This window comes from Altererythrobacter sp. KTW20L, assembly GCF_023501975.1.
GTDB lineage: Bacteria > Pseudomonadota > Alphaproteobacteria > Sphingomonadales > Sphingomonadaceae > Alteraurantiacibacter.
Map to the genome: position 1 here is coordinate 53,026 of NZ_JAMFLH010000007.1, position 25,663 is coordinate 78,688.

Annotated in this window: 24 protein-coding genes and 1 tRNA gene; 19 read left to right on the forward strand and 6 right to left on the reverse strand. The window is 61.8% G+C overall.

The window, feature by feature from the left end; genetic code table 11:
* Positions 1-45 precede the first annotated feature (45 nt).
* The 7 genes from M3P36_RS08440 to M3P36_RS08470 are packed head-to-tail and all read left to right on the forward strand — an operon-like array spanning position 46 to position 8,114.
* Positions 46-1,620 carry a type I restriction-modification system subunit M gene (locus M3P36_RS08440; RefSeq protein ID WP_249702817.1) on the forward strand — a complete coding sequence of 525 codons (1,575 nt, stop codon included), beginning with the start codon at positions 46-48 and terminating at the stop codon, positions 1,618-1,620.
* Positions 1,617-2,315 (forward strand): restriction endonuclease subunit S, encoded by a 699-nt coding sequence (locus M3P36_RS08445; protein WP_249702818.1) that lies wholly within the window; start codon positions 1,617-1,619, stop codon positions 2,313-2,315. Before M3P36_RS08440 ends, M3P36_RS08445 begins: the two co-directional genes overlap by 4 nt.
* Positions 2,308-2,889, forward strand: a complete 582-nt coding sequence (locus tag M3P36_RS08450; protein ID WP_249702819.1) for a restriction endonuclease subunit S — start codon at positions 2,308-2,310, stop codon at positions 2,887-2,889. Before M3P36_RS08445 ends, M3P36_RS08450 begins: the two co-directional genes overlap by 8 nt.
* Positions 2,886-5,924, forward strand: a complete 3,039-nt coding sequence (locus tag M3P36_RS08455; protein WP_249702820.1) for a type I restriction endonuclease subunit R — start codon at positions 2,886-2,888, stop codon at positions 5,922-5,924. Before M3P36_RS08450 ends, M3P36_RS08455 begins: the two co-directional genes overlap by 4 nt.
* A gap of 33 nt (positions 5,925-5,957) precedes the next feature.
* Positions 5,958-6,320: a hypothetical protein gene (locus M3P36_RS08460; RefSeq protein WP_249702821.1), complete on the forward strand. Its 363-nt coding sequence runs from the start codon at positions 5,958-5,960 to the stop codon at positions 6,318-6,320.
* Positions 6,321-6,333: 13 nt separating this feature from the next.
* Positions 6,334-7,272 carry an MvdC/MvdD family ATP grasp protein gene (locus M3P36_RS08465; RefSeq protein WP_249702822.1) on the forward strand — a complete coding sequence of 313 codons (939 nt, stop codon included), beginning with the start codon at positions 6,334-6,336 and terminating at the stop codon, positions 7,270-7,272.
* The gene (locus M3P36_RS08470; protein WP_249702823.1) at positions 7,269-8,114 is read left to right on the forward strand and encodes a hypothetical protein; all 846 of its coding nucleotides are present in this window, start codon (positions 7,269-7,271) and stop codon (positions 8,112-8,114) included. The genes M3P36_RS08465 and M3P36_RS08470 overlap by 4 nt, the downstream gene beginning before the upstream one ends.
* Before the next feature lie 38 nt (positions 8,115-8,152).
* On the opposite strand, the gene M3P36_RS08475 is transcribed toward M3P36_RS08470, so the two are convergent.
* Positions 8,153-8,242 (reverse strand) — tRNA-Ser (locus M3P36_RS08475).
* 127 nt (positions 8,243-8,369) lie between these two features.
* On the opposite strand from M3P36_RS08475, the gene M3P36_RS08480 reads away from it, so the two are divergent.
* The 12 genes from M3P36_RS08480 (at position 8,370) to mazG (ending at position 19,177) form a co-directional block, all read left to right on the forward strand.
* Positions 8,370-9,245 carry a DUF8021 domain-containing protein gene (locus M3P36_RS08480; protein ID WP_249702824.1) on the forward strand — a complete coding sequence of 292 codons (876 nt, stop codon included), beginning with the start codon at positions 8,370-8,372 and terminating at the stop codon, positions 9,243-9,245.
* Between the two features lie 46 nt (positions 9,246-9,291).
* Positions 9,292-10,152 carry a DUF8021 domain-containing protein gene (locus tag M3P36_RS08485; RefSeq protein WP_249702825.1) on the forward strand — a complete coding sequence of 287 codons (861 nt, stop codon included), beginning with the start codon at positions 9,292-9,294 and terminating at the stop codon, positions 10,150-10,152.
* Between the two features lie 89 nt (positions 10,153-10,241).
* Positions 10,242-11,270 carry a lytic murein transglycosylase gene (locus M3P36_RS08490; protein ID WP_249702826.1) on the forward strand — a complete coding sequence of 343 codons (1,029 nt, stop codon included), beginning with the start codon at positions 10,242-10,244 and terminating at the stop codon, positions 11,268-11,270.
* Complete coding sequence (locus M3P36_RS08495; RefSeq protein WP_249702827.1) at positions 11,254-12,291, forward strand: SPOR domain-containing protein; 1,038 nt, start codon at positions 11,254-11,256, stop codon at positions 12,289-12,291. Before M3P36_RS08490 ends, M3P36_RS08495 begins: the two co-directional genes overlap by 17 nt.
* A gap of 91 nt (positions 12,292-12,382) precedes the next feature.
* Positions 12,383-13,501, forward strand: a complete 1,119-nt coding sequence (locus M3P36_RS08500) for a D-alanyl-D-alanine carboxypeptidase family protein (protein ID WP_249702828.1) — start codon at positions 12,383-12,385, stop codon at positions 13,499-13,501.
* Positions 13,498-14,136, forward strand: coding sequence for a dTMP kinase (gene tmk / locus M3P36_RS08505; RefSeq protein ID WP_249702961.1), 639 nt, complete (start codon positions 13,498-13,500; stop codon positions 14,134-14,136). The genes M3P36_RS08500 and tmk overlap by 4 nt, the downstream gene beginning before the upstream one ends.
* Positions 14,133-15,095, forward strand: a complete 963-nt coding sequence (locus M3P36_RS08510) for a DNA polymerase III subunit delta' (RefSeq protein ID WP_249702829.1) — start codon at positions 14,133-14,135, stop codon at positions 15,093-15,095. Before tmk ends, M3P36_RS08510 begins: the two co-directional genes overlap by 4 nt.
* Entirely contained in the window at positions 15,088-16,656 is a 1,569-nt protein-coding gene (gene metG / locus M3P36_RS08515) for a methionine--tRNA ligase (RefSeq protein ID WP_249702830.1), read from the forward strand. The genes M3P36_RS08510 and metG overlap by 8 nt, the downstream gene beginning before the upstream one ends.
* Positions 16,656-17,432 (forward strand): TatD family hydrolase, encoded by a 777-nt coding sequence (locus M3P36_RS08520; protein ID WP_249702831.1) that lies wholly within the window; start codon positions 16,656-16,658, stop codon positions 17,430-17,432. Before metG ends, M3P36_RS08520 begins: the two co-directional genes overlap by 1 nt.
* Entirely contained in the window at positions 17,429-18,196 is a 768-nt protein-coding gene (locus M3P36_RS08525) for an MBL fold metallo-hydrolase (RefSeq protein WP_249702832.1), read from the forward strand. Before M3P36_RS08520 ends, M3P36_RS08525 begins: the two co-directional genes overlap by 4 nt.
* A complete protein-coding gene (locus tag M3P36_RS08530; protein ID WP_249702833.1) occupies positions 18,193-18,360 on the forward strand; it encodes a hypothetical protein in 168 nt (55 codons plus the stop codon). Before M3P36_RS08525 ends, M3P36_RS08530 begins: the two co-directional genes overlap by 4 nt.
* Before the next feature lie 67 nt (positions 18,361-18,427).
* A complete protein-coding gene (gene mazG, locus M3P36_RS08535; RefSeq protein WP_249702834.1) occupies positions 18,428-19,177 on the forward strand; it encodes a nucleoside triphosphate pyrophosphohydrolase in 750 nt (249 codons plus the stop codon).
* Here the strand turns inward: mazG and M3P36_RS08540 are convergent.
* From M3P36_RS08540 to M3P36_RS08560, 5 genes are all read right to left on the reverse strand, one after another.
* The gene (locus tag M3P36_RS08540; protein ID WP_349630560.1) at positions 19,174-19,935 is read right to left on the reverse strand and encodes a Stf0 family sulfotransferase; all 762 of its coding nucleotides are present in this window, start codon (positions 19,933-19,935) and stop codon (positions 19,174-19,176) included. The two genes, mazG and M3P36_RS08540, sit on opposite strands and share 4 nt — an antisense overlap.
* Before the next feature lie 7 nt (positions 19,936-19,942).
* Positions 19,943-21,271 (reverse strand): GTPase HflX, encoded by a 1,329-nt coding sequence (hflX, locus tag M3P36_RS08545; RefSeq protein WP_349630561.1) that lies wholly within the window; start codon positions 21,269-21,271, stop codon positions 19,943-19,945.
* Positions 21,271-21,840, reverse strand: a complete 570-nt coding sequence (gene hfq / locus M3P36_RS08550) for an RNA chaperone Hfq (protein WP_249702836.1) — start codon at positions 21,838-21,840, stop codon at positions 21,271-21,273. Before hfq ends, hflX begins: the two co-directional genes overlap by 1 nt.
* A gap of 183 nt (positions 21,841-22,023) precedes the next feature.
* Entirely contained in the window at positions 22,024-23,412 is a 1,389-nt protein-coding gene (gene ntrX, locus M3P36_RS08555; RefSeq protein ID WP_249702837.1) for a nitrogen assimilation response regulator NtrX, read from the reverse strand.
* Between the two features lie 18 nt (positions 23,413-23,430).
* On the reverse strand, positions 23,431-25,638 hold the full coding sequence (locus M3P36_RS08560; protein WP_249702838.1) for a sensor histidine kinase: 2,208 nt from the start codon (positions 25,636-25,638) through the stop codon (positions 23,431-23,433).
* Positions 25,639-25,663 lie beyond the last annotated feature (25 nt).

Consider the following 25,663-nt stretch of genomic DNA (forward strand, 5'->3'; position numbering starts at 1 on the left):
ATTCGTCCTACAATCCAAACAACGACTGACAGGGAATTGATTTCAATGAGCAATACCGGAGCCACCGAACGCGCGGAACTTCATCGGACCATTTGGCGGGTAGCCAATGATCTTCGCGGCAGCGTCGATGGTTGGGATTTCAAAACCTACGTTCTTGGAATGCTGTTCTACCGCTTCATCTCGGAAAATCTTGTTCGCTACCTCAATGAGCAGGAACGCCTCGCTGGCACGCCTGATTTCGATTACGCCAAGCTGAGCGACGAGAACGCGGAATTCGGCCGCGAGGAAACCGTCCGGGAAAAGGGCTTCTACATCCTGCCCTCACAGCTGTTCGGTAACGTCATGGAAGCTGCTCGCCAAGACCCCGACCTCAACGAAACGCTCTCAAAGGTCTTTGCCGCCATTGAAGGTTCGGCCAACGGCACGGAGAGCGAGAACGATATCAAGGGCCTGTTCGACGATCTTGACGTCAACAGCAGCAAGCTGGGTTCCAGCGTCGCCAAGAGAAACGAAAAGCTGGTGAAGCTGCTCGAGGCGATCGGCGATCTTCCTCTGGCCAACGCCAACTTTTCGGACAACAACATCGACCTGTTCGGCGACGCCTACGAATACCTGATGCAGATGTATGCATCCAGCGCCGGCAAGTCCGGCGGCGAGTATTACACCCCGCAAGAAGTGTCAGAGCTGCTGGCGCGTATCACCGTTGCCGGCAAGACTGAGGTGAACAAGGTCTATGACCCTGCCTGCGGTTCAGGCTCGCTCCTGCTCAGCTTCAGCAAGGTGCTGGGCCATGACAAAGTGCGGCAGGGTTTCTTCGGTCAGGAAATTAACCTGACGACCTACAACCTGTGCCGGATCAACATGTTCTTGCACGATGTGAACTACGAGAAGTTCGACATCGCGCTGGGCGATACGCTGACCGACCCTGCGCACTGGGACGACGAGCCTTTCGAGGCGATCGTGTCAAACCCGCCATACTCGATCAAGTGGGAGGGCGATGCCAACCCGCTCCTCATCAACGATCCGCGGTTCACGCCGGCCGGCGTGTTGGCCCCCAAGAGCAAGGCCGATCTCGCCTTCACCCTGCACATCTTGCACTGGCTGGCGGTGAATGGGACCGCTGCCATCGTTGAGTTCCCGGGCGTGCTCTATCGCAGCGGCGCTGAGCAGAAGATCAGGCAGTATCTGATCGACAACAACTATGTCGATGCCGTAATTCAGCTTCCACCGGACCTGTTTTTCGGCACGACCATTGGCACCTGCATCATCGTGCTGAAGAAATCGAAGACGGACAACGCAACGTTGTTCATTGATGCCAGCGCGGAATGCAAACGTATCGGCAACAAGAACAAGCTGACCAGCGACAACATCAAGACCATCCTCGATGCATTCGTTGCGCGCAAGGACATCGACCATTTCGCCAGGCTCGTCGAGAACGGCGCGATTGGCGAGAATGGCTACAACATCTCGGTGTCGTCCTGGGTCGCGCAGGAAGATACCCGGCAGGCGGTCGATATCACCGCGCTGAATGCCGAGATTGCGCAGATCGTTGCCCGTCAGTCGGATTTGCGAACTCAGATCGATGCCATCGTAGCCGAACTTGAAGGGGAAGCGGCATGAGTCGGATTGATGATCTCATCGCTGACCTGTGCCGGGATGGGGTGGCATTTAAGCATATTGCTGATGTTACCGGCCGCAGTTCAAATATTCGTTGGGCGAACGTAGGCGGAGCCGAATATCAATATATTGACCTATCTTCGGTAGATCGCCTGACAGGAAGAATCGGCGAAACAGCAACGATTTGTTCAAGTAATGCGCCAAGTCGCGCACAACAGATTGTGCGAAATGGTGACGTGATATTTGCGACAACAAGACCGACACAAATGCGTTGGGCGGTAATTCCACCTGAATTTGACGGTCAAATTGCAAGCACGGGCTACTGTGTCTTGAGGCCCATTGAGGAAATGGTTTTGACCAACTTCCTTGCCCACCTTCTCGGAACTGAGACCTTTAGAAAATACATTGAAGAAAAGCAGGTGCCGGGAAACTATCCGTCAATTCCTGATAGTCGGGTCCGTGAATATAAAATCCCCGTCCCGCCGCTCGAAATTCAGCACGAAATCGTTGCAATCCTTGACCGCTTCACCAAGCTGGAGGCGGAGCTGGAGGCGGAGCTGGAGGCGGAGCTGGAGGCACGGCGTCGGCAATATCGCCACTATCGCGATGCCCTGCTGAGCTTCCCGGGACACACGGATAGCCAAGCAAGCAAGCAAGCAAGCAAGCAAGCAAGCAACGAGGATAATGGCCTTGGGTGAAGTTGGCAATTTCCTTCGAGGCTCTGGTATCCAGAAGTCCGACTTTGTAGACGTCGGTGCTGGCTGCATCCACTATGGGCAGATCCATACGCACTATGGCACCTCGGCCGAGACCACGAAGTCGTATATCCGGCCGGAACTCGCCGCTCGCTTGCGCAAGGCGCACAAGGGCGATCTTGTTATCGCCACAACCAGCGAAGACGATGAAGCGGTGGCAAAGGCGGTTGCCTGGTTGGGAGATGAAGACGTGGCGGTTAGCACCGACGCCTACATTTTCCGACATACGCTCAATCCCAAGTATGTCTCCTATTTCTTCCAGACCGAGCATTTTCAGTCACAGAAGAAGCGGCACGTTACAGGCACGAAGGTTCGTCGGATTTCCGGTGAGAGCATGGCGAAGATCAATATTCCCGTGCCTCCGCTCGAAGAACAGGAGCGCATTGTCGCTATTCTCGACAGGTTCGACGAGCTGACAGGCAACCTATCGACCGGCCTTCCCGCCGAAATCAACGCCCGGCGGCGCCAATACGAGCATTACCGCGATCGGCTGCTCACCTTCCAGGAAGCAGCATGACCGAGGGACAGCATCCGTTTCACTACCACCCGATCGCTCAGTCGAGCGAAAGCACGGTCGTCAGCGAGTTTGTCCCCGAAACGGCGGGCGTGCGCGATGCTGGCTACCAGTCGGAAGACGGACTTGAAAAGGCGCTGATCAAGCAGTTGCAGGCTCAGGCCTACAATTACCTGACCTTCACTTCGGAAGCTGAACTGATCGCCAACCTGCGCACGCAACTGGAGCGGCTGAACAAGGTCCAGTTCTCCGATGCCGAGTGGCAGCGCTTCTTCATCACCTGCATCGCCAGCGCCAACGACGGGATCATTGAGAAGACTGCCCGTATCCAGGAGAACCACGTCCAGCTGCTCAAGCGGGACGATGGCAGCATCAAGAACATCTACCTGATCGACAAGGCGAACATCCACAACAACAGCCTGCAGGTCATCAACCAGTATGAGATCGCCAATGGCGACAAGGCCAGGGCGCGCACCAACCGCTATGACGTGACGATCCTCGTCAACGGCCTGCCGATGGTGCACATCGAACTCAAGCGCCGCGGTGTCGATATCCGGGAGGCGTTCAACCAGATCAACCGCTACCAGCGGGACAGCTTCTGGGCAGGTTCGGGCCTGTTCGAATACGTGCAGCTGTTCGTTATCAGCAATGGCACCCTGACCAAATACTACAGCAACACGGTGCGCGACGGTCACCTTGCCGAGCAGCGCAGCAAGCGGTCAAAGCAGACTACCTCGAACAGCTTTGCTTTCACCAGTTGGTGGGCGGATGCCCAGAACAGGCCGATCACAGACCTCGTCGGGTTCACGCGGACCTTTTTCGCCAAGCACACCCTGCTCAATGTCCTGACCCGATATTGCGTGTTCGATGTTGGCCGCAAGCTGCTGGTTATGCGGCCCTACCAGATCGTGGCCGCCGAGCAGATCATGCTGCGCATCGGCACTTCGACCAATTACAACCAGCTGGGGACCGCCAGCGCAGGCGGCTACATCTGGCATACGACCGGCAGCGGCAAGACGCTTACCAGCTTCAAGACGGCGCTCCTTGCCCGGGACTTCGCCGGAGTCGACAAGGTGCTGTTCGTCGTTGATCGCAAGGATCTCGATTACCAGACGATGCGCGAATACGAGCGGTTCGAAAAGGGCGCCGCCAATTCAAATACGTCGACCGCCGTGCTGCAAAAGCAGCTGGCCGATCCGTCAGCGCGTATCATCATCACAACGATCCAGAAGCTTTCGCGCTTCGTGGCCACCAACAAGAAGCATCCGATTTACGATGCCCATGTGGTCGTCATTTTTGACGAATGCCATCGCAGCCAATTCGGCGATATGCACGCCGAGATCACGCGGTCGTTCAAGCGCTACCACCTGTTCGGCTTCACCGGCACGCCGATCTTTGCCGAGAATTCCGGCAGCGCCGGCAATCCTAATCGCCGCACCACCGCACAGGCGTTTGGAGACCGGCTGCATACCTACACAATCGTCGACGCGATCAATGACAAGAACGTGCTGCCGTTCCGCATCGATTACATCAACACGATCAAGGCCGGTGGGGCGATCAAGGACAAGAAGGTCCCGGCGATCGATACCGAGCGAGCCCTGCTGGCGCCTGAGCGCATTGCTGGGGTCGTGGAGTATATCCGTGAGCATTACGACCAGAAGACGCGGCGCTCCACCTCCTACCGCCATGATGGAAAGCGACTGTCGGGCTTCAATTCGATCCTTGCTACGGCCTCCATCGATGCCGCCAAGCGCTATTACGCGGAGTTCAAGCGCCAGCAGCAATCGCTACCTGCAGCGCAGCAACTGAAAGTCGGCCTGATCTACAGCTTTGCCGCCAACGAGGACGACGAAGATGGCCTGCTGGGGGAGGAGGAGTTCGAAACAACGGGTCTGGACCAGAGTTCGCGCGATTTTCTTGAGGGCGCGATCCAGGACTACAACGCCTTGTTCTCCACCAGCTTCGACACCTCGGCGGACAAGTTCCAGAACTACTACAAGGATCTGTCGCTGCGGCTGAAGGCGCGCGAACTGGATATGGTCGTGGTGGTCAACATGTTCCTGACCGGGTTCGACGCCACTACCCTCAACACCCTTTGGGTGGACAAGAACCTGCGCGCCCATGGCCTGATCCAGGCTTATTCGCGCACGAACCGGATCCTCAATTCGGTCAAGACCTACGGGAACATCGTATCCTTCCGTGATCTCGAGGATGAGACCAACGACGCCCTCGCTCTGTTCGGCAACAAGGATGCCAAGGGCATTGTCCTTCTCAAGCCCTATGCCGAGTATTACGACGAATACGAACGTCTCGTAGATGCGCTGAGAACCGATTTCCCGCTAGGGCAGTCAATCGTAGGGGAAACTGCCCAGAAGGCCTTCATCAAGCTGTTTGGAGCGATCCTGCGGCTCAAGAACATCCTGACGGCGTTCGATGACTTTGCCGGCAACGAGATCCTTAGCCAGCGCGAGTTTCAGGATTACCTGAGCCTCTATCTCAATTTCTACGCCGATTTCCGCCGCACCTCGGAGGCCGATCGCGAAACCATCAACGATGATATCGTATTCGAAATCGAGCTCGTTAAACAGGTCGAGATCAACGTCGATTACATCCTGCTGCTGGTCGAGCGCTACCTCGCCGCCAAGGGGTCTGGCGAGGACAAGGAGATCCTGGCGACGATCGAGCGGGCTATCAATTCAAGCCCATCGCTGCGGAACAAGAAGGATCTGATCGAGCAATTCGTCGCTTCCGTATCCGCCAAATCGAAGGTCGATGCCCAGTGGCAGGCGTTCCTTGCCGGGCGCAAGACCGAAGAGCTGGAACAGATCATTGCCGGTGAAGGGCTAAATGGGGACGAGACTCGGGGCTTCATCGACAACGCCTTCCGCGACGGCGCCATCCCCACGTCTGGCGTGGCAATCACGAAGATCATGCCGGCGGTGTCGCGATTCGCTAAAGGCGGGGAGCATGCATCGCGGAAGCGGTCGGTCATGGAAAAGCTGACGGAATTCTTTGAGCGATATTACGGTTTGCTTTGATTGAGCAACAAATGGGGAGTGTGCGAAGTGGCTATGATGGAAAAGGTATCTGACCCGTTTCTGTTGCGATTTGCGACGGACCGTAGCTGCGATGGTCTCGAAATGGGCGGTCGCTACTGCGAGGAGAGGCAGCTCTGGGTCGTCGATACCGATGAGGGCCCGCAGCCAATCATCGAAGTCGCTCCCGATGTGATCGCGGCTACCCAGTCGAAGACCATGACCCATGTAGAAGCCGACGACGACGACCAGAACCGTGGGGCAATGATGGAAACCTCGACCTACACCCGGGTTAGGCAGGAAACCGACGATCAGGATGCGTCTCTCGGATTGCCCGAAATCCAGACCAAGACGGACGTCCAGCAGGAAGCGGATGACCAGATCGACGGCGTTCTGTGACTGGGGTCATTGAATGATCTTGCTGGCTACGAACAAGAGGGATGTGACCACGGACTTCATCGTTCGCGAGATGGAGCACAGGGGAATCCCCCTTTTCCGGCTGAATGTTGAGGATATTGGGACATACCGGATGGAGATGCAGGATGGAGATCCGGCAAGGCTTCGGCTTGAAAGGCACGGGCGGGCGATCAACATCAGCGATGTCAAGGCTGCCTACTACCGTAGACCCCAACCGCCCCGCTTCGATGGTCATCGCCAGTCGACCGCCGATTATCTGCAGGCTGAGTGGTCAGCGGTCCTGAGAACCTTATGGAATGCCCTGGATGGTCGCTGGCTGAACTGCCCATTCTCCATCCTTAGAGCCGAGGATAAGCCCAGACAGCTCTCGCTGGCCCGGAAATCTGGATTCCATATCCCAGCGACCAACGTTACCAACGACCAGAACAGTGCAATTGCCTTCACTGCGCGCCACGCTTGTGTTGCAAAGCCATTACGTCATGCCTTGATCGACGAGGGTGAGACCGGCAGGGTTATCTTCACCTCGCGTGTAGGCCGCCTTACCCGAGATGACAGCGCCGGCATCGAGTTGGCGCCCGTGATCTTCCAGCAGGAAATCCCAAAGGCACGTGATGTGCGTGTCATTGTGGTGGACGAACATGTGTTCGCAACCGGCATTCATTCACAGGAGTGGGACGAAACGACGATCGACTGGCGAAAGGGGGTTAGGACCGACCTTGAGCATCGGACAGTCACGCTGCCACCGTCCGTGCAGGCCGCCTGCATAAGCATCACCAAGGCGCTGGGACTGCGCTATTCAGCGATTGATCTCGTGGAAGATCCAGATGGTGCCCACTGGTTTCTGGAGGCCAATCCCAATGGGCAATGGGCATGGATTGAACAAAGGACAGGTGCCCCCATCAGCTCCGCTATCGTTGAGGCGCTTATCGCATGAACTGGAAAAAATGGGCGGACAGGCTGTTTCCATACATTGAACCGCTGACAGATCAGGAGAGGGCTGATCGGGCGACGAGTTTGCGTGCTGACGTAGCAACGATTGCTGCTGCTCGTTTTGGCACCGACGAGCAGGGCGCGCTTGATCAGTCACAACGCGTAGCTGCGGCGGAAATGGAGCGCGTAAGAGTCTCAGAATCCAAGGCGACCACCTACTTGGCCGTCTTGGCTGCTTTCGTCCCTCTGGTCATTACACTCCAAGCTGCCACTTGGGAGAACAAGTCCGGACCTGCTCCAGCATGGCTTAAGCTTGGAGTCTTGGCAGCGGCCGTCGTCTACGTTGCTGCAGCTGGTTATCACGCCTTTCGCACGTTGCGAGTATCGGGATTTCAGCGAATCGGAGAAGTCGAGGTCGCGTCAGCTTGGCGATCTCCCCGGCCATTGCAGAAGCTAGCTCGAAGCACCCTGCTCGCATCTCGGAGGTCAAGGGACGCGGTCAATCTCAAGGTGACCTACATCAAAGTGACCCATGAACACTTGCTTCGGGCCTTTGGTGCGTTCGTCCTTCTCCTGCTCCTGGATCCGGTCTTCTATGCGATCGGCTTTCACAATGAGAGCGCCAAAGAAAGCTTGAGGCAGATCGAAATCGAGGTCTCAACAAGTGCAGATCAGATTGAATCTGATGCGCCAGTTCCGGAGCCAACGATAACCCCTGGCGATCCTGAAACTTTGCCGGCTAGACAGGCCGCTCTCCCATCCGCGTCCCCAGCGCCTGCATCCGACGGGGCATTGCCAGCTACCAGTGACCAATCTGAGCGGCCCATCCAACGTCCAGCCGACTGAGCGGGAATTGGTTTTTTTGCTCCATAAGATTGCGTGACTGGCGGACAGGGTGGGATTCGAACCCACGGTGGGCTTGCACCCACGGCGGTTTTCAAGACCGCTGCCTTAAACCACTCGGCCACCTGTCCTCTGGCCGCTCGCTAGCTTGGAAATCCCGGTCTGTCACCAGTCCAAAGCGACGTGGGTGACATGGGCCATGCCTTGGGTTAACACTGTCCAATGATCCGCGCAGCGGGCAGGGAGAGGACGCAACCTATGGCACTTCACCGGACCATTCTCACAGCACTGGGATTTGCTGCCGCCGCTCTTGCCAGTCCCGCCATGGCCCAAGGGCAGTGCGATCGGGCGCAATTGCATCGACTGGCCGATACCTATGTCGAAGCGCAAACCGCCGGCGAAGGGTTCCGCGTGCCGATGGGCGAATGGGTCCAGTACCGCGAAAACTATGCCCTGTCCTCGATGACCCACGGCGGGGTGCTGGCCACACCGCACGAGGTGGACTGGTATCGCGCATTCCTGGACACCCATACCTGCACGATCTTTGTCGAGCTGATCGTCGATGACGCGGAAAGCCCCTGGGTCCTGGGCACCAAGATTTCCACGCGCGGGGGCCTGGTCAACCGCTATGACGTTGTCACCAGCACCACGGGCGACTGGCTGTTCGATGCGGCCAAGATGCTGGAATATGCGCAAAGCGAAGACTGGAGCGAAATCCCCGAGGGGCATCGTAACACCCGCGCCGAAATTATCGCCGTTGCGGATACCTACCTCGACAAGTTCAACGATCCCTCGGTCGAAGTCGCCTGGGGCGTGCCCTGCGCACGGCTCGAGGGCGGTATCTACACCGGCCGCGGATTGCCGACCGACAGCTGCGATGTCGGCGTACCGAGCGGAGTGGAACTGGTCGAGCGAGACTATATCGTGGACGAAGCGATCGGCGGCGTGGCCGTGCGGCTGCGCTTCGGCGGACCGGAGGACTTGCCTGATGCGCACATTTTCCGCATCGAGAACGGCCTGATCCGCTATGTCCACACCATTACCAATTGCCAGGGCGTGGAGAACTGCGGATTTCCGCCGTTTGCCGAAATGCTCGAGGGCAATCCCGCCATGCAACCCGAACTTGCCAACTGAACCTGATCACCCCCTCTGAACCTGTAAACAAGGATCGATAACCACCATGAAGCGCAAGCTGATATCCGCCCTGGCCGCCACTGCGGCCTTCGCCTTTTCCACCCCTGCCGCCGCCCAGGCCGGGTGTGATCGTGCCCTGACGCAAGGCATCGTCGATAGCTGGATCGCCGCGCTCGAACAGGGCACGATGATGACCATGAACCTCGGCGAATGGGTCGATTACAACGAGAACTTCCGCCGCCGCTCGCTTGGTGGCTTCCTCGACCATCCGCGCGAAGTCGTGTGGCATATGGCGCTGCAGGACACCACGAGCTGCCGTGTCTATGTCCAGGCCGTGACCAAGGCTGGCGACGAATGGGAGGTGCTGGCCACCCAGATCGGCAACGGCTTCTTTGGCGTGGGCCCGTTCAACAACATCACCACGCGCGAAGGTGACTGGCTGTTCGATGCCGAGCGCACCGCCTATTACGCCAGCCGCGAGGACTGGAGCGAGATTCCCGAAGGCCAGCGCAGCACCCGCGCCGAACTGATCGCGGCGGCCGATGCCTATCTCGACCTGTTCAGCGACCCCACCACCGAAGTGCCATGGGGCACGCCCTGCGCCAGGCTCGAAGGCGGGATCTATACCGGCCGCAACCAGCCGACCGACACCTGCAATGTCGGCGTGCCCGAGGGCGTGGCGATGGTCGATCGGATATATGTGGTGGACGAAGCCCTTGGCGCAGTGAACGTGCTGCTCAAGATGGGAACCAATGAGCGTCCCGACAGCCACACTTTCCGCATCGAGGACGGCAAGCTGCGCTATATCCACACGGTCACCAACTGCCAGGGCGAGGAAAACTGCGGCTTCGGACCCTTCAGCGAGATGCTGGAGCGCAATCCCGACATGCAGCCCGATCTCGACTGAGCAGGTCTCGACCGGATAGCTCAACCATTCGACGCAAAAAGGCGCGGCGGGGGATTCCCTGCCGCGCTTTTGCATGGCACTGTGCGCGCATGAGATTTTCCCGCCCATTTCGCACCGCGATGCTTGCAGCAGCCGCCCTTTGCCTCGGTCCGGCTGCCCATGCACAGCAGGGCAGCTTTGCCAGCTATCTTGAGTCGGTCGCATCGCGCGCCCGGGCCGATGGCATCAGCCAGGCCACTATCGACCGCGTGCTGGGCGGCCTTACCGTCAGCCAGCGGGTGATCGACCTGGATCGGGAGAATGTTTCATCCGGCGCCACGACCAGCACCGGCTTTCCTTCGATGGCGGCCTATATCAACCGCCACAACACCCAGTCTCGGATCAACGGCGGGGTGGCAGCCATGCGCCGCGTCGGGCCGCTGGTCACCGCGGTGGAGCGGGAATATGGCGTACCTGCTGAAATCATGCTGGCCATCTGGGGCCACGAGACGGCCTATGGCGCGGTAAAGGGCGGGTTCGACCTGCCGCAGGCGCTGGCCACCCTGGCCTGGGAAGGGCGCCGCCGCGACCTGTTCGAGCCTGAGCTGTTCGCCGTGCTGCAAATGGTTGAACAGGGTGTCCCGCGCAGTGATCTGGTGGGAAGCCATGCCGGCGCCTTCGGCAATCCGCAGTTTCTTCCCAGCGTTTACCTGCGCCTCGCCAAGGACGGAGACGGCGATGGTGACAAGGATATCTGGAACTCCGACGCCGACACGCTCCACTCCATTGCCAACTATTTCCGCGATGCCGGATGGCGCACGGGGGAGCCTTGGGGGGTGAGGGCCTTCGTCCCCAATTCGGTCGATCGCAATGCCATCGTTAACGATGTCGTGCCACCGGTTTGCCCCCGCGTCCATGGCCGGATGAGCCGCTGGATGACGGTGCGCGAATGGCGAGCCATGGGCGTGGAACCGCGCGGAAACATCGGTGATGATGTGATGGCCACGCTGTTCGAACCCGATGGCGCGGCGAATCCCGGCTACCTCTTAACCCAGAATTATAGGGTTATCCTCGAATATAACTGCTCGAATTACTACGCGATGAGTGTGGGGCTTCTGGCAGATGAGATTTCGCGGTGACAGCAGACAGGGTCGGGCCCAGGGACGTATTGGCCGCCTCTGCATAATTCTCGCCAGCACTACGGCGCTGGCAGCTTGTGGCGTGGTTGGCGGCGGCGCGCCGTCGGCTACGATTGCTCCGGCGGGGATTGCCGTCAACGGGCCTCAGGCCGACTATCCGGTCACCATTGGTGATCCCTATCTGGTGGACGGAACCACCTATCGCCCGGCCGACGTGATGAATTATGACGAGGTCGGCTATCTCGCCGCCGGGTCCGGGACGGGCTTCTCCGCGGCGCACCACACCCTGCCGTTCCCCAGCTATGTCGAAGTGACCTCGCTGGAAACCGGCCGCACGATTCTCGTCCGGGTGGAACAGCGCGGGCCGATGGATTCAAACCACCTGCTAGCCCTGTCGCCCGCGGCGATGGAGCAGATTGGCGCCACGCCCGATACGCCGGTCCGCGTGCGGCGGGTCAACGCGCCCGAAGCGCACCGCGCCCTGCTGCGCGATCGCCAGGCGGCACCGGTGAGGATGGATACACCGATGGGCCTGGTCGAGGTCCTGCGTCGCCGCCTTCCGGCGGAAGGTTCAGCCAGCCTCCACGCCCGCGCCATGCCGGAAACGGCGGTGGAACTGCCGCCGGTCGAAGAATTGCCACTTGCCCCGCTGGCCGAGGTCGAACCGGCAGCAGCAGCACCCAGCTTCGAACGGGCCTTCTCCAGCGAACTGGTCGAACTGGCAGCTATCGAGCCGGAACCAGCCCTTGAATCGGAGCCTTCACCAGAACTTGCGCCAGAACCGGCACTGGCCGAGGTCGTCACCCCGATCACTGGCGGATTCGAAATCCAGGCCGCCGCGTTTTCCTCGGAAGAACGGGCCAACCGCGCCGCCAGCGCGCTGGGCGGCCATGTGGTACCGTTCGGCGATCTCTACCGCGTCCGCACCGGTCCCTACAGAACCCGTGGAGAGGCCGAGGCCTCGCTCGCCAATGTGCGGGCGGCGGGTTATAGCGATGCCCGAATCCTGACCAGCGGTTGAGCCCGGTAATCCCTGCCGGTCCGTCGCGGCCATGCGGGGAGCAAGCTTGGATCATCTGCGGAAAGTCACAGTGTTGCTTGCCCGATTGTTTTTGGGCGCCCTGCTGTTGCAGGTTCCCGCCGCGCAGGCGGCAACCGCGCCCGTTCCGCCGGAGATTCCCGTCGCCCTGCTGGTGGATCTCAGCACCGGACAGGAACTGTTCGCCCGCGAACCGGCCCGCCGCTTCATGCCTGCCTCGGTGGTCAAGGTGATGACCACCTACACCGCCTTCCGCCTGATGGCCGAGGGGCGCATATCGCCGAACACCCGGTACGAGATTTCGCCCGAGCTGGAAAAGGAATGGTCTGGCGTGGGCTCGACCATGTTCCTGAAAGCGGGCGAACGGCCGACCCTGGGCGAGATCTTGCTGGGCGCGACTTCGGTATCTGGTAACGATGCCAGCGTGGCCCTGGCCCTGGCATCGACCGGGTCGGTCCAGTCATGGCTTGACCTGATGAATGCCAATGCGGCGGACCTGGGCATGCGCGATACCCATTTCGGATCGGCCAACGGCTATCCCGATCACGGCCGCACCTTCACCACCGCCCATGATCTGGCCCGATTGGGCGAAGCAGTCGTCACCCGCTATCCCGGTCTTTACCGGCGCTATTTCGGCCATCGCACGATGACGTGGCGCAATATCACCCAGCAGAACCACGATCCCGTTACCGGGCGGGTGCAGGGCGCTGACGGCATGAAAACCGGCTATACCAACGAAGCCGGCTTCACATTTCTCGGATCGGGCGAGCGCGACGGTCGGCGGCTGATCATGGTGCTGGCAGGCGCCCCGAGTGGCGATGCGCGGGACCAGGCGGCGCGGGCCTTGCTCGAATGGGGCTTTTCCAGCTTCGCGACACGCGAGCTTGCTCCACCGGGAACCGTGGTCGGGCGGGCGAGGGTGCAAAATGGCGATGCGCTGCATGTGGACCTGCGTGCGCCGCGGGGTGTCAACCTTGCCTTGCCGGTCGGGGGTGCACGCGTGAAGCAGATGTCGATCCGCTACAACGGGCCCCTGTTGGCCCCGATCGCCGAGGGAGACGAGGTAGCCGTCCTGCATGTCGAGATTGAGGGCCAGGCGGCCTTCGACGTGCCCCTGGCGGCGACAGAAGCTGTTGGGCAGGCAGGTTTCTTCCGGCGGATCGTCAACGGCCTTGCCGGGTTCATCACCTGATGGCTGGCCATTTCATCACGTTCGAAGGCGGCGAGGGCGCGGGCAAATCCACCCAGGCCCGGCTACTGGCCGAGGCCTTGCGGGAGCAGGGCTTTGAAGTGGTCGTCACGCGGGAACCAGGCGGAACGCCGGGGGCAGAAGCGATCCGCCAGCTCCTGCTCGCCACCGACGGGACAGACTGGAACCTTCCGGCCGAAGCCCTGCTGTTCGCCGCGGCGCGGGCCGACCATGTGGCGCAATTGATCCGTCCGGCCGTTGAGCGCGGGGCATGGGTTATCTGCGACCGGTTCATCGATTCCACCCGCGCCTATCAGGGCGGGGAAGGGGGGCTGCCAGACGAGACGATCATAGCGCTGCATGGCGTAGGCAGTGGCGGGTTCATGCCCGACCTGACCTTGCTGGTCGAACTGCCGCCCGAAGAAGCAGCGCGCCGCATCGCCCTGCGCGATGGCGAGGACAGCGACCGGATCGGTGGCCGGGACGCAGCGTTTCACGCCAAGGTCGCCCGACGATTTGCCGCCATCGCGGCTGAGGAGCCTGAACGCTTTGCCCGGATCGACGGATCGGTCGATGCGGCCAGCGTCCACTTGCAGGTGCTGCACGCCGTAAGCCAGCGCCTTGGCGGTGAAGCATGATGCTGGATGGCCATCAGGATGCCTGGGCCCAGTGGCACGCCGCCATGGCCGGGCCACGGATGCACCACGGCTGGATCCTGGCGGGCCAGCGCGGCATCGGCAAGGCGAGCTTCGCCATGGCCGCAGCCCGCGAGCTGGTGGCCGAGCCCGGTGTCCCGCAGCCGCCCGGCGAACACCCTGACGTGATCGTGCTCAGCCACCTTCCGGCCTCCAAGGACGATGAGAAGAAGCGCGACGATGGCAAGCCTTTCGCCCTGAAGCGGAGCATCTCGGTCGATCAGATCCGCGCCATGCAACTGCGGCTGCATACGCGGCCCACACTGGGGGCGAGGCGTGTCATCATCATCGATCCGGCCGACGATCTGGAAAAGGGCGCGGCCAATGCCCTGCTCAAAAGCCTGGAGGAGCCTCCGGTCGGTACGCATTTCATGCTGGTCGCCCACCGTCCGGGCCGCCTGCTGGCCACGATCCGCTCACGCTGTCGGCTGCTGCGCTTCGCCCGCATCGAGGATGGCGCAATCGACGCTATACTGCAGCGCGAGGTGCCGTCGGCCGATAGCGCAACACGGGCCGCCGCGATCATGGCGGCAGGGGGATCGCCGGGCGCGGCGCTCGATTTCGTGGAACTCGATCTCAAGGTGCTGCACCGGCTGATGCAGGATATCGCGGTCAGGGGCGATCCCGGCTTCATCCTGCGCGGCAGGCTGGCCGAGGCCATGGGCGCGCGGCCCGACCGGCGCAAGCAGATGGCCGCGGTGGAACTGGCCCGCGCCATTGCCGCTGGCGCGTTGCAGGACATTTCCGCCGCATCGATCCCCGGCGTGGTCGAAACCCACGCCGAACTTGCCCGCCTGACTGCCGAGGTGCCGACCGCCAATTTCGATGCCGGGCTACTGGTGCTGGAAATAGGCACCTTGCTCACCCGTCTGGCCGCCTCTAGGGAACCAGCCCATGGCTGACCCCTTTTACCTTACCACCGCGATCCACTATCCCAACGGCAAGCCGCATATCGGCCACGCCTACGAAACGATTGCCGCCGACGTGCTGGCGCGGTTCCACCGGATGCAGGGACGCGATGTCAGGTTCCAGACCGGGACTGACGAACATGGCCTGAAAATGGCACAGAAGGCGCGCGACCTCGGCATCACCCCGCGCGCGCTGGCAGATGAAATGTCAGCCCATTTCCGCGAGCTGTTCGACAAACTCGATATTTCGTATGATCGCTTCATCCGAACAACACAGGCGGAACATCACACCTCCAGCCAGGCGCTGTGGCGGGCAATGGAGGCCAATGGCGACCTCTATCTCGACCGCTACGAAGGCTGGTACTCGGTGCGCGACGAGGCCTATTACGACGCCAGCGAACTGGTGGACGGTGAGGCCGGGGAAAAGTTATCGCCGCAGGGCACGCCAGTCGAGTGGACGGTGGAGGAAAGCTGGTTCTTCCGCCTGTCCGCCTACCAGGAGCCGCTGCTCGCCCTGTACCGTAATAACCCCGACTTCCTGCAGCCCGAGAGCCGCCGCAACGAAGTGGTAAAATTCGTCGAGGGCGGGCTGCGCGATCTGTCGGTCAGCCGCACCAGTTTCGACTGGGGGGTCAAGGTTCCGGGTGCCGAAAACCACGTGATGTATGTCTGGGTCGATGCCCTGACGAACTACATCACCGGCCTCGGTTATCCGGATATGGACGGCGACATGGCGAAATTCTGGCCGGCCGACCTGCACCTGATCGGCAAGGACATCGTGCGCTTCCACGCGGTCTATTGGCCAGCCTTCCTGATGAGCGCGAAGCTGGACGTGCCGAAGAAGGTGTTCGGCCACGGTTTCCTCCTCAACCGCGGACAGAAGGAATCCAAATCGCTCGGCAATGTCACCGATCCGGCAGAGCTGGCCGACCGCTTCGGGGTGGACAATCTACGCTACTTCCTGCTGCGCGATTTCACCTTCGGGCAGGATGGCAGCTATTCGCCGGAAGCTATTGTTAACAGGTCGAATTCCGAACTTGCCAACAGCTTCGGCAACCTTGCCCAGCGGACCTTGTCGCAGGTGTTCAAGAACTGCGACGGTAACCTGCCTGGCATCACCGGCCACACGCCGGAGGATGAGGCCCTGTTCGCCCATGTCGACCGCGTGGTCCGCAGCGAAATGCCCGCCGCCTATGCCGACCTCGCCTTTGCCCAGGCGCTTGAGGCATGGATGGGCGCGGTCTTTGCCTGCAACGCCTACATCGATGCCCAGGCACCCTGGGCCTTGCGCAAGACCGACGAACAGCGGATGTGTACCGTGCTCGGCACGCTCTACATCTGCATTGCGCAACTGGCCGTGGCCGTGCAGCCCGTCATGCCTGGATCAATGGCGAAGCTCCTTGATGCCATGGGTATCGCGCCGGAACTGCGCAATCCCGATGCCATCGGTTCGCACTGGTATTCGCCACTGATCGAGAGCGGTTTCGGCCTCGCCAAGCCTGAAGGCCTGTTCCCCCGGCTCGAACTGGCCGAGGGTGAAGGCGCGCCCGCCTGATGCTGGTCGATAGCCACTGCCACCTGAACTACAAGGGACTCGCCGAGCGGCAGGGCGAGGTGCTGGGCAATGCCCGCGCGGCAGGGGTGACCGCCTTCCTCAACATCTCCACCCGGCAGAGCGAATGGGCCGACATCGTCGCCACGGCGGAGCGTGAGCCCGATGTCTGGGCCTCGATCGGCATCCACCCGCATGAGGCAGACCACCACGCAGACCTGGGGAAGGGAGCGCTGCTGGAAGCGGCCGAGCATCCGCGCGTCGTCGCAATCGGTGAAACGGGCCTCGACTACTATTACGACAAGAGCGACCGCGCCGTGCAACAGGCGCTGTTTCGCACCCATATCGAGGTCTCGCGCGAGACCGGCCTGCCGCTCATCATCCATACCCGCGATGCAGACGAGGATACGGCCTCGATCCTGGCCGACGAGATGGGGAAGGGGTCTTTCCCCGCGTTGATCCACTGCTTCACCGCCTCGCCCGAATTCGGCCGCAAGGTGCTGGAGCTTGGCCTGACGATATCGATCTCCGGCATAGTCACTTTCAAGAATGCCCGCGAACTGCAGGAATTCACGAAGGAAATTCCGGAAGACCGGATACTGGTGGAAACCGACAGCCCGTTCCTCGCGCCGGTCCCGCATCGCGGCAAGACCTGTGAGCCGGCCTTTGTGCGCAATACCGCCGAATTCGTGGCGGACCTCCGCGGGACAAGCGTGGAAGCCCTGGCCGAGGCAACCACGCGCAACTTCTACGCCCTGTTTGACAAGGCGACTGCGTGAAGCTGATCGTCCTGGGTTCCGGCACTTCGACCGGTGTGCCGCGGATCGGCAACGATTGGGGCGACTGCGATCCGGATGAGCCAAGGAACCGGCGCACCCGCGTGTCCATCGTTGTGGAAAGCTCCGCCGGACAGCGCTTGCTGGTCGATACCTCGACCGACCTGCGCCAGCAATTGCTCGCGAACCGGATCGACCGGATCGACGCCGTGTTCTGGACCCACGACCATGCCGATCACTGCCACGGTATCGATGACCTCAGGCCGCTGCGTTATGGCAGGGCCGCCGCAATTCCGGGATTTGCCTCGGAATATACCTGCCGCAAGCTGCGGAGCCGGTTCGACTATGTGTTCAGTGGGCAATATGGCTATCCGACCATCGTGGATCTCAGCACGCTGGAGAAAGTGCGCATCCAATCAGGCTTCGGGATAGACTGGACGGACATGCCGCACGGACCGATCAACAGCACGGCATACCGGTTCGAAGCAGATGGAAAATCAATCGGTTACGCGACTGACTTCAGCGAGATTACCGACGACATGGTCGACCTGTTCGACCGCGTCGATATTCTCGTCACCGATTGCCTGCGCGCCGAACCACATCCGACCCATGCGCACCTGGCGATGTCGCTGGAGTTCGCACGGCGTTGCCGTGCCAAGAAGACCGTGCTGACGCATCTCGACAAGAGCATGGACTTTGCCAGCCTGACGGCCGAAGTTCCCAAGGATGTTCTGGTCGGGTTCGACGGGATGGAGTTGATGGCATGAGCGGATATGGCTGGGTGCAGTTGATATGGGCGGCCGGCGCACTGGTCCTGATTCTCAGCGCCTATCGTTCGCATAACATCGGCGGGAAGAAGACCCTGGTGTTCGCGCTGGCGTGGGCCGGGATATTCCTACTTGCAGGCCTGATCGCGAGCGCGTTCGTCTGATGGCCGAGAGGGGGCTCCCTATTACGAGTGCTCAACCACTTAACATAATATATATTATCATCCCAACATGACCAGCCAGACAGACCGCCTCCTCTCGATCATGGCCCGCCTGCGCGATCCCGCAACCGGTTGCGACTGGGACAAGGCGCAGACCTTCGCCACCATCGCGCCCTATACCATCGAGGAGGCCTACGAAGTCGCCGATGCCATCGCGCGCGATGACATGGCGGACCTGCGCGGAGAATTGGGCGACTTGCTACTCCAGGTCGTGTTCCATGCACGCATGGCCGAAGAAGCCGGCCTATTCGCTTTCGATGACGTGGCCACAGCGATCGGTGACAAGATGGAAGCCCGCCACCCGCACATTTTCGGCGAGCAATCGGGCAACATGACCACGGCGCGGTGGGAAGACCTAAAAGCTGCCGAACGCGAACAGGCTGGCGCCCGCAGCGCTATGGACGGCGTGGCACAGGCTCTGCCTGCCTTGCTCCGCGCCGAAAAACTGCAAAAGCGTGCCGCGCGCGACGGGTTCGACTGGCCCGACACCCAGGGGCCGGCTGACAAGTTGGTCGAGGAAATGGCCGAGCTCGCCGAAGCTGCCCCTGGGGACAAGGGCGAGGAAGCCGGTGACCTCCTTTTCGCCGCCGTCAACCTGGTGCGCGCCCATGGTATCTCGCCGGAAGAAGCTCTGCGCGCCGCCAATGAAAAATTCGAGCGGCGTTACCGGGCGATGGAGGCCCTGGCGGACAATTTCACCAGCCTCGATCTCGATGCGCAGGAAGCGCTGTGGCAGCAGGTGAAGCGGAGCGAAAGCTAGCGAGCTGCGTGCTGCTCCGCCCAGATCCGCGCGCCCTCGCGCGATTGCTGGCGGATTGCCGGAACATACACCCTCGCCGACGGATCGAGCGCCACGCCGAGATAGTCCGCCACCTGTCCTGCAACCCCCGCCGGGTCGGCCACGGCATCCTCGAACCAAAGCAGCAGCGGCTCGATCCGCAGGTCACGGCACATATCCTGCCAGGCGCGCTCTTGCAGGTCGATCAGATGAGCGGCGCGCTCCACCGCCAGCGCTGAATATTCTGGCTCGGTTGCCCCACCCTGCTCCTCCTGCTCGGCCCGCCAGATACCCCGCAGCATGGCTCGGGCATAGGAAATTGCGTGGGCGTCGCGGTTACTGCGGCGCAATTGCACCACCTTGCGGTCGGACTGGTTTCCCAGCATGAAGCGCATGACTTCGTCCACCAGCGCCGGATTATCCTGCTGCACGTGGTGGAGCTGCGCCGGGAAGGTCTTGAGGCCGAACACCCCGTTGGGCGAGGTCCGCGTCGCCATGGCGCGCCGCCACAAGGCCGTTTGCTTCGCGGCATCGTTGGCCGCAAAGCCATAGGGACCGCCCGGTTCGAAGTTCACATATTCCAGCGGCGCGCCAAGGCAGCCGGTGGCCCACAGGACGTGGCTCAACCACGTGCTTCCCGATCGCGGCACCGATGCCAGGAGGTAAGTCGTGCGAGGCGGCCCGAAATGCGTCGGAAAGTCGAACCGCTCCTCGTAACCCGTTGTAATCCCCTCCATCATGGCCTTGCTAGCCGGCCATCATGGCGAAGCGACCGAAGTCCTTCTCGCTCAGCCGCACGTCGATCATCCGCAAGGGCCCATCGTCGCCCTCCCCGCCATCTTCGTCGGAGAGGACTTCGCCGTGGGCATAGAGCCAGGCGATGCGCTGTCCGTCCTGCGCGGGAACAGCGATGCTGTGCCGGCGGGCACCCTTAGTGAGCACTTCGCCCAGGTGCTGCAGCAGCACATCGACACCGAAGCCGGTGACGGCCGAAATGGCCACCACATCGGGATCGGCTTCGGCCAGGGGTTCCAGTTCCGCCTGCCGCTCCGGATCGAGCAGGTCCAACTTGTTCCACACCTCAAGAATGGGGATCGGGCTTTCGCTGGCCTTCTCGCCGAGTACTTCCAGGTCTTCCAGCACGCCAAGCACTTCGCTTTTCTGCATGGTCGTGTCGGGATTGGCGATATCGCGGACGTGGAGAATGATATCGGCGGCGGTCACTTCCTCCAGCGTGGCGCGGAATGCGGCCACCAGCTGCGTTGGCAGGTCGGAAATGAACCCCACCGTGTCGCTCAGGATCGCTTTGTCCACGCCCGGAAGTGTGATTGCCCGCATGGTAGGATCGAGAGTGGCGAACAGCAGGTCTTCCGCCATCACGTCGGCCCCGGTGATGCGGTTGAACAGCGTGCTCTTGCCAGCATTGGTATAGCCGACCAGGGCGATCACCGGCCAGGGCGCCCTTCCCCGCCGCTTGCGGTGCAGTTCGCGCGTCTTGCGGACCTGCTCCAACTCGCGGCGCAGTTTGGCCATGCGGCCACGGATCAGGCGGCGGTCAGCCTCGATCTGTGTTTCGCCCGGACCGCCGAGGAAGCCGAAGCCGCCGCGCTGGCGTTCAAGGTGGGTCCAGCTGCGCACTAGGCGGCTCTGCTGGTAATCGAGGTGGGCCAGTTCCACCTGCAACCGGCCTTCCGCCGTCACCGCCCGTTCGCCGAAAATCTCGAGGATCAGGCCGGTGCGGTCGATCACCTTGCGCTTGAGCTTTTCTTCGAGGTTGCGCTGCTGGATCGGCGATAGCGCGCCGTCGATAATGACGAGATCAACCTCGTGCAGTTCGCAATCGACCTGCATCCGCTCGATCTGGCCTTCGCCGAACAGGGTGCCCGGCTTGCGGTCGCGGATCGGGAGGATGTAGCTTTCCGCGACGACGATACCGATGGCGAGGGCAAGCCCCCTCGCCTCCTCCAGCCGGACTTCGGGATCGTGGGCCGAACGGTCGCGGCGGATGTCGGGGCAAACGACGAGGGCCCGCGCACCGCGGGTGACCTCGCCTTCGATATCGTCATTACCGAATATCAGGGTGTGTCGCCTTCATCATCGAAATCGCCCGACAGGTCCACGTGGCTGGCCGGCTGGATGGTCGATACCGCATGCTTGTAGGCCAGCTGCACAAAACCGTCACGCTCCAGCAGCATGCAGAACTGGTCGAAGCTGGCGATCCGGCCCTGCAGCATCACGCCGTTGACGAGGAACATCGTAACCTGCACTTCGGCCTCGCGCACTCGGGTGAGGAAGATGTCCTGCAACAGCCGCTGCTTGCGCCCGCTTTCGCCGACGGCAAACTGCGCGGCATCGACCGGCTGGCCCGGCATGATGGTGGAGATGGCGTGCTTATAAACCAGTTGCGACTGGCCATCGCGCCTCAACAGGATGGAGAAATTGTCGAACCAGGTGACAATGCCCTGCAGCTTCACGCCCTTCACCAGGAACATGGTGACGGCGATCTTCTCGCGGCGCAGGAAATTTAGGAACTGGTCCTGGAGGTTACCCGGCTTGCCGTTGGTGGCAGCAGGCACCGAAGCCGGAGGGGGCTCGGGCGTCTCGCTCTTGGGCCGGGCGCGCGGGGTTAGTGTAGTTCTGGTCATCTCTGGGTGACTCCTGTTCTTTTTGGCGAGAGCTTGCCGCTCCCGCGTTCTGGCCGCCGAATGTTACAAACACACGGTAACCGGTTGTCGTTCCGGGTTCGGTCGATCCACTTCCAGGCAGAAGCCTGGGAAGAGAATCGGGAAGCTGCCCGGAATGGCTTCCTAGGAAACTATCTACGCCGATTATTCATCGCTGTCCGCATCTTCCTTGCGCTCGCCCATTCCCAGTATCTTGAGCTTCCGGTGGAGGGCCGAGCGCTCCATCCCGATAAAACCGGCAGTCTTGGAAATGTTTCCGGAAAAACGCCGGATCTGGATGCGCAGGTATTCGCGCTCGAAGCTCTCGCGCGCCTCGCGCAGGGGCACGCCCATCAGCGCGGATATCCCGCCGCCGCTGTCACTCGGTCCCCCGACCACTTCGGGCGGCAACATGTCGGGATCGATCCGTTCGAACTTCTCGCGCGGGGCGAGGATGACCGTGCGTTCGACCACGTTGCGCAACTGGCGCACGTTGCCCGGCCAATCATAAGCCTGCATGGCCGCCAGGGCCTCGGGCGAGACGGTTGGCGGACGCAGGCCCTGTTCACGCGCGTGGCGGGTGAAGAAATGGTCGGCCAGCGCGGGGATATCGTCGCGCCGGTCGGCCAGCGATGGGATGGCAATCGGCACCACGTTGAGGCGGTAGAACAGGTCTTCGCGGAAGCGCTTTTCCGTGATCTCCACTTCCAGGTCGCGGGCCGAGGAGGACACCACGCGCACGTCCACCCCCACCTGCCTGGTTCCGCCGACCCGCACGAAGCTCTGGTCGGTCAGCACTCGCAGGATGCGAGCCTGGGTGTTGATCGGCATGTCGGCCACTTCATCGAGGTAAAGCGTGCCGCCGTCGGCCATTTCCAGCAGGCCGGGCCGCACCAGCTTGCCGTCGGCCTCCTCGCCGAACAGCTCCTGCTCGAAGCGTTCGGGCGTGATGCGGGCGGAATTGACCGTGACGAAAGCATTGGCAGCGCGCGGGCTCCAGGTGTGGAGCAGACGCGCGGCGACTTCCTTGCCCGATCCGCCAGGGCCGGTGATCAGCACCCGGCTGCCGGTATTGGCGACCCGCTTCAAGGTGGCGCGGACCTGGTTGATAATGTTGGAATTGCCGGTGAATTCGTCCGACGCGGCGATCCCCTCGCGCAGCCGGGCGTTCTCACGCCGCAGCCGTTCGGTTTCGGTGGCGCGTTCGACAAGGTGGATCAGCCGCTCTGCCTCGAACGGTTTTTCGATGAAATCCATCGCTCCGCGGCTGACCGCAGAAACGGCCGTGTCGATATTGCCGTGGCCCGAAAAGATGATGACCGGCACTTCGGGCTCGCGCGCCTTGATAGCGTCGAGCACTTCCAGCCCGTCCATCGGGCTGCCGTGGAGCCAAACATCCAGCAGCACCACGCTGGGGCGGCGCTGGTCGAACAGTTCGAGCGCGCTGGTGCTGTCACCGGCGGTGCGGCATTCATAGCCTTCATCGCTCAACACCCCGGCCACAAGGTCGCGGATGTCGGGCTCGTCATCGACTACGAGGATATCGATGGCCATTTTACGTGTACTCCAGTTTCATTCTGCCGCCTCGCTGTCACCCTGGGTTCCGCTTTCGAGGCGGCCGGGATGAAAGGCGAAGCGCATTGTGGCCACGGCCCCGCCCTCGTCCGCTGGCTGGAAGGCGAGCTCGCCGCCATGCTCCTCGACGATCTTCTTGACGATCGCGAGGCCAAGGCCCGTGCCCTTCTCGCGGGTGGTGACATAGGGTTCCATGATGTTCTCGTTGCCGCCGGGAAGGCCGATGCCGTTGTCCGATACGCGCACGCAAAGCTGCCGGTCATCGGCGGTCACCGACACGCCGACCCGCCCGCGATAGTCGGGCTCGGCATCGCGCTGACGGGCCTCGATGGCTTCGGCGGCGTTCTTGAGCACGTTGGTCATGGCTTGGCCGAACTGGTGGCGATCGCATTCGATGCGAGGCACATCGGGCGCGGCGCTGAAGGCATAGGTGATCTGCGGGTTGGCCACCTCCTGCAGGAACAGGGCCTGGCGCACCAGATCTACTGCGTCTTCCTGCCGAAACACCGGCTTGGGCAGACGGGCGAAGCTGGAGAATTCGTCCACCATCTTGCGCAAATCACCTACCTGCCGGATGATCGTGCCGGTCAGTTCGTCGAACAGCTCGGCATCCTTTTCGATCTGCTTGCCATAGCGGCGCTTCAACCGGTCGGCGGCAAGCTGGATCGGGGTGAGCGGGTTCTTGATCTCGTGGGCGATGCGGCGGGCGACGTCGGACCAGGCGGCCTGCCGCTGGTCGAGCAGCTGGCGGGTGATGTCCTCAAAGGTAATCACCCGGCCCTCAGCCGCCGGAGAGACCTTGACCGCCAGTGTCAGCAGCTCGCCCTCCTTGCTGTACTGCACCAGCCCGCTCTCGGTCTCCCTGGCGAGGAAAGCGCTCAGTTCAGGCGATATTTCCTGCAGGGCCTCGCCGACTGGAGTAGGGCCCGGTTCGGCCAACAACAGGGTCTGGGCCGAGCTGTTCATCAGCAGCACCCTGCCCTCGCGATCGATGGAGACAATCCCGGCGGTGATGGATTGCAGCACGGCCTCGATAAAGGCGCGCCGTTCGCCCAGCTGGCGGTTGGCCCCGATGAGCGCGGCGGTCTGTGTTTCGATCTGCGCGCTCATCCGGTTGAAGGCACGGTTGAGCAGGCCGATCTCGTCAGGCCCGGTGCGGCCCGTCACGCGCGTGGCATAGTTGCCTGCGCCGATTTCGCGCGCGACATTGACCAGTTCGGCCAGCGGCTTCACCTGCCGGTCGGCAAAGCGCAGCGCCGCCCAGACCGACAGCCCGACCAGTGCTAGCGCGATGCCGAACAGGGACAGGTTGAAGCGCAGTTGCAGCACGCGGGCGCGCTGGGTCAGATCGGCATAGGAAGCGACGACGCTTTGCGCCCGCTCCCATTGGGCCACGGCTTCCGGGTCCGAATTTCGAGCGGCGTAAAGATAGAGGCCTGCCTCCTCATCCAGCACGGTTACCGCTTCCGTCCGCTCCGCAGTCGCATCGGTCACCACGAGCTCGCCCGCTTGTAACCGGGTAAGGGCACCAGACGAGATGCGTTCGCGCGTCGTGTCGTCGTCCGGATCGACCATGGCAACAATGCGCATCTGCCCGTCCGAGGCCTGCGCCAGGATTGCGCTTTCGCGGAGCCCACGGTTGTATGTCTGCAGGAAGTAATTATCGATGAACTCCGGGCCAGACATCGGTACCCGCTCCAGCACGAAACGCAGGTCGCTGGCCATCGTCACGGTATTGTCGCCCACGTCCCGCTGGTTTTCGTCATAGTAGCCGCGCGCCAAAGAATTGGCATTTTCCAGGATGCCGCGTTGCTGGTCGGAAAACCAGAATTCCACGCCGGACTGGAACAGCAGCGAGGCGAACACCGCGACGAACAAGGTAGGAATGGCCGCGATCAGCGAGAAGAAGAACACCAGGTTGACGTGCAGCCGCGCCGTGGTGCCCCCTGCACGCCTGATGGCGATGCGCCGGCCCCACAGCACGATCAGGCCGAGCGCTGGGATCAGTGTGCCCACCAGCATGGCGGCGGCCTGGGCCGAAGGCACCATTTCGCTGGGATCGTCCATCCCCGACAGCGACAGGTACGAAATGGTGAGCATGGTCACCAGCGCAATTGCACAAAGCGCTTCGAGCCAGGCGAACAGGTTGACCCGCCGCGCCGTCAGCTGCGAACGCCGCCACCAGCGTGGAAGGCGGCGTGCCACATGTTCGTTTCGGGCTTGGGGCTCG

Bases quoted from the DNA above. Each gene is read 5' to 3' on its own strand.
- M3P36_RS08520 (WP_249702831.1), top strand. From the start codon at position 16,656: ATGCTGGTCGATAGCCACTGCCACCTGAACTACAAGGGACTCGCCGAG.
- M3P36_RS08530 (WP_249702833.1), top strand. From the start codon at position 18,193: ATGAGCGGATATGGCTGGGTGCAGTTGATATGGGCGGCCGGCGCACTG.
- ntrX (WP_249702837.1), bottom strand. From the start codon at position 23,412: ATGGCCATCGATATCCTCGTAGTCGATGACGAGCCCGACATCCGCGAC.
- M3P36_RS08510 (WP_249702829.1), top strand. From the start codon at position 14,133: ATGATGCTGGATGGCCATCAGGATGCCTGGGCCCAGTGGCACGCCGCC.
- M3P36_RS08455 (WP_249702820.1), top strand. From the start codon at position 2,886: ATGACCGAGGGACAGCATCCGTTTCACTACCACCCGATCGCTCAGTCG.
- M3P36_RS08465 (WP_249702822.1), top strand. From the start codon at position 6,334: ATGATCTTGCTGGCTACGAACAAGAGGGATGTGACCACGGACTTCATC.
- M3P36_RS08485 (WP_249702825.1), top strand. From the start codon at position 9,292: ATGAAGCGCAAGCTGATATCCGCCCTGGCCGCCACTGCGGCCTTCGCC.
- M3P36_RS08445 (WP_249702818.1), top strand. From the start codon at position 1,617: ATGAGTCGGATTGATGATCTCATCGCTGACCTGTGCCGGGATGGGGTG.
- M3P36_RS08470 (WP_249702823.1), top strand. From the start codon at position 7,269: ATGAACTGGAAAAAATGGGCGGACAGGCTGTTTCCATACATTGAACCG.
- M3P36_RS08490 (WP_249702826.1), top strand. From the start codon at position 10,242: ATGAGATTTTCCCGCCCATTTCGCACCGCGATGCTTGCAGCAGCCGCC.
- M3P36_RS08480 (WP_249702824.1), top strand. From the start codon at position 8,370: ATGGCACTTCACCGGACCATTCTCACAGCACTGGGATTTGCTGCCGCC.
- mazG (WP_249702834.1), top strand. From the start codon at position 18,428: ATGACCAGCCAGACAGACCGCCTCCTCTCGATCATGGCCCGCCTGCGC.
- metG (WP_249702830.1), top strand. From the start codon at position 15,088: ATGGCTGACCCCTTTTACCTTACCACCGCGATCCACTATCCCAACGGC.
- M3P36_RS08440 (WP_249702817.1), top strand. From the start codon at position 46: ATGAGCAATACCGGAGCCACCGAACGCGCGGAACTTCATCGGACCATT.
- M3P36_RS08540 (WP_349630560.1), bottom strand. From the start codon at position 19,935: ATGATGGAGGGGATTACAACGGGTTACGAGGAGCGGTTCGACTTTCCG.
- M3P36_RS08495 (WP_249702827.1), top strand. From the start codon at position 11,254: ATGAGATTTCGCGGTGACAGCAGACAGGGTCGGGCCCAGGGACGTATT.
- hfq (WP_249702836.1), bottom strand. From the start codon at position 21,840: ATGACCAGAACTACACTAACCCCGCGCGCCCGGCCCAAGAGCGAGACG.
- M3P36_RS08460 (WP_249702821.1), top strand. From the start codon at position 5,958: ATGATGGAAAAGGTATCTGACCCGTTTCTGTTGCGATTTGCGACGGAC.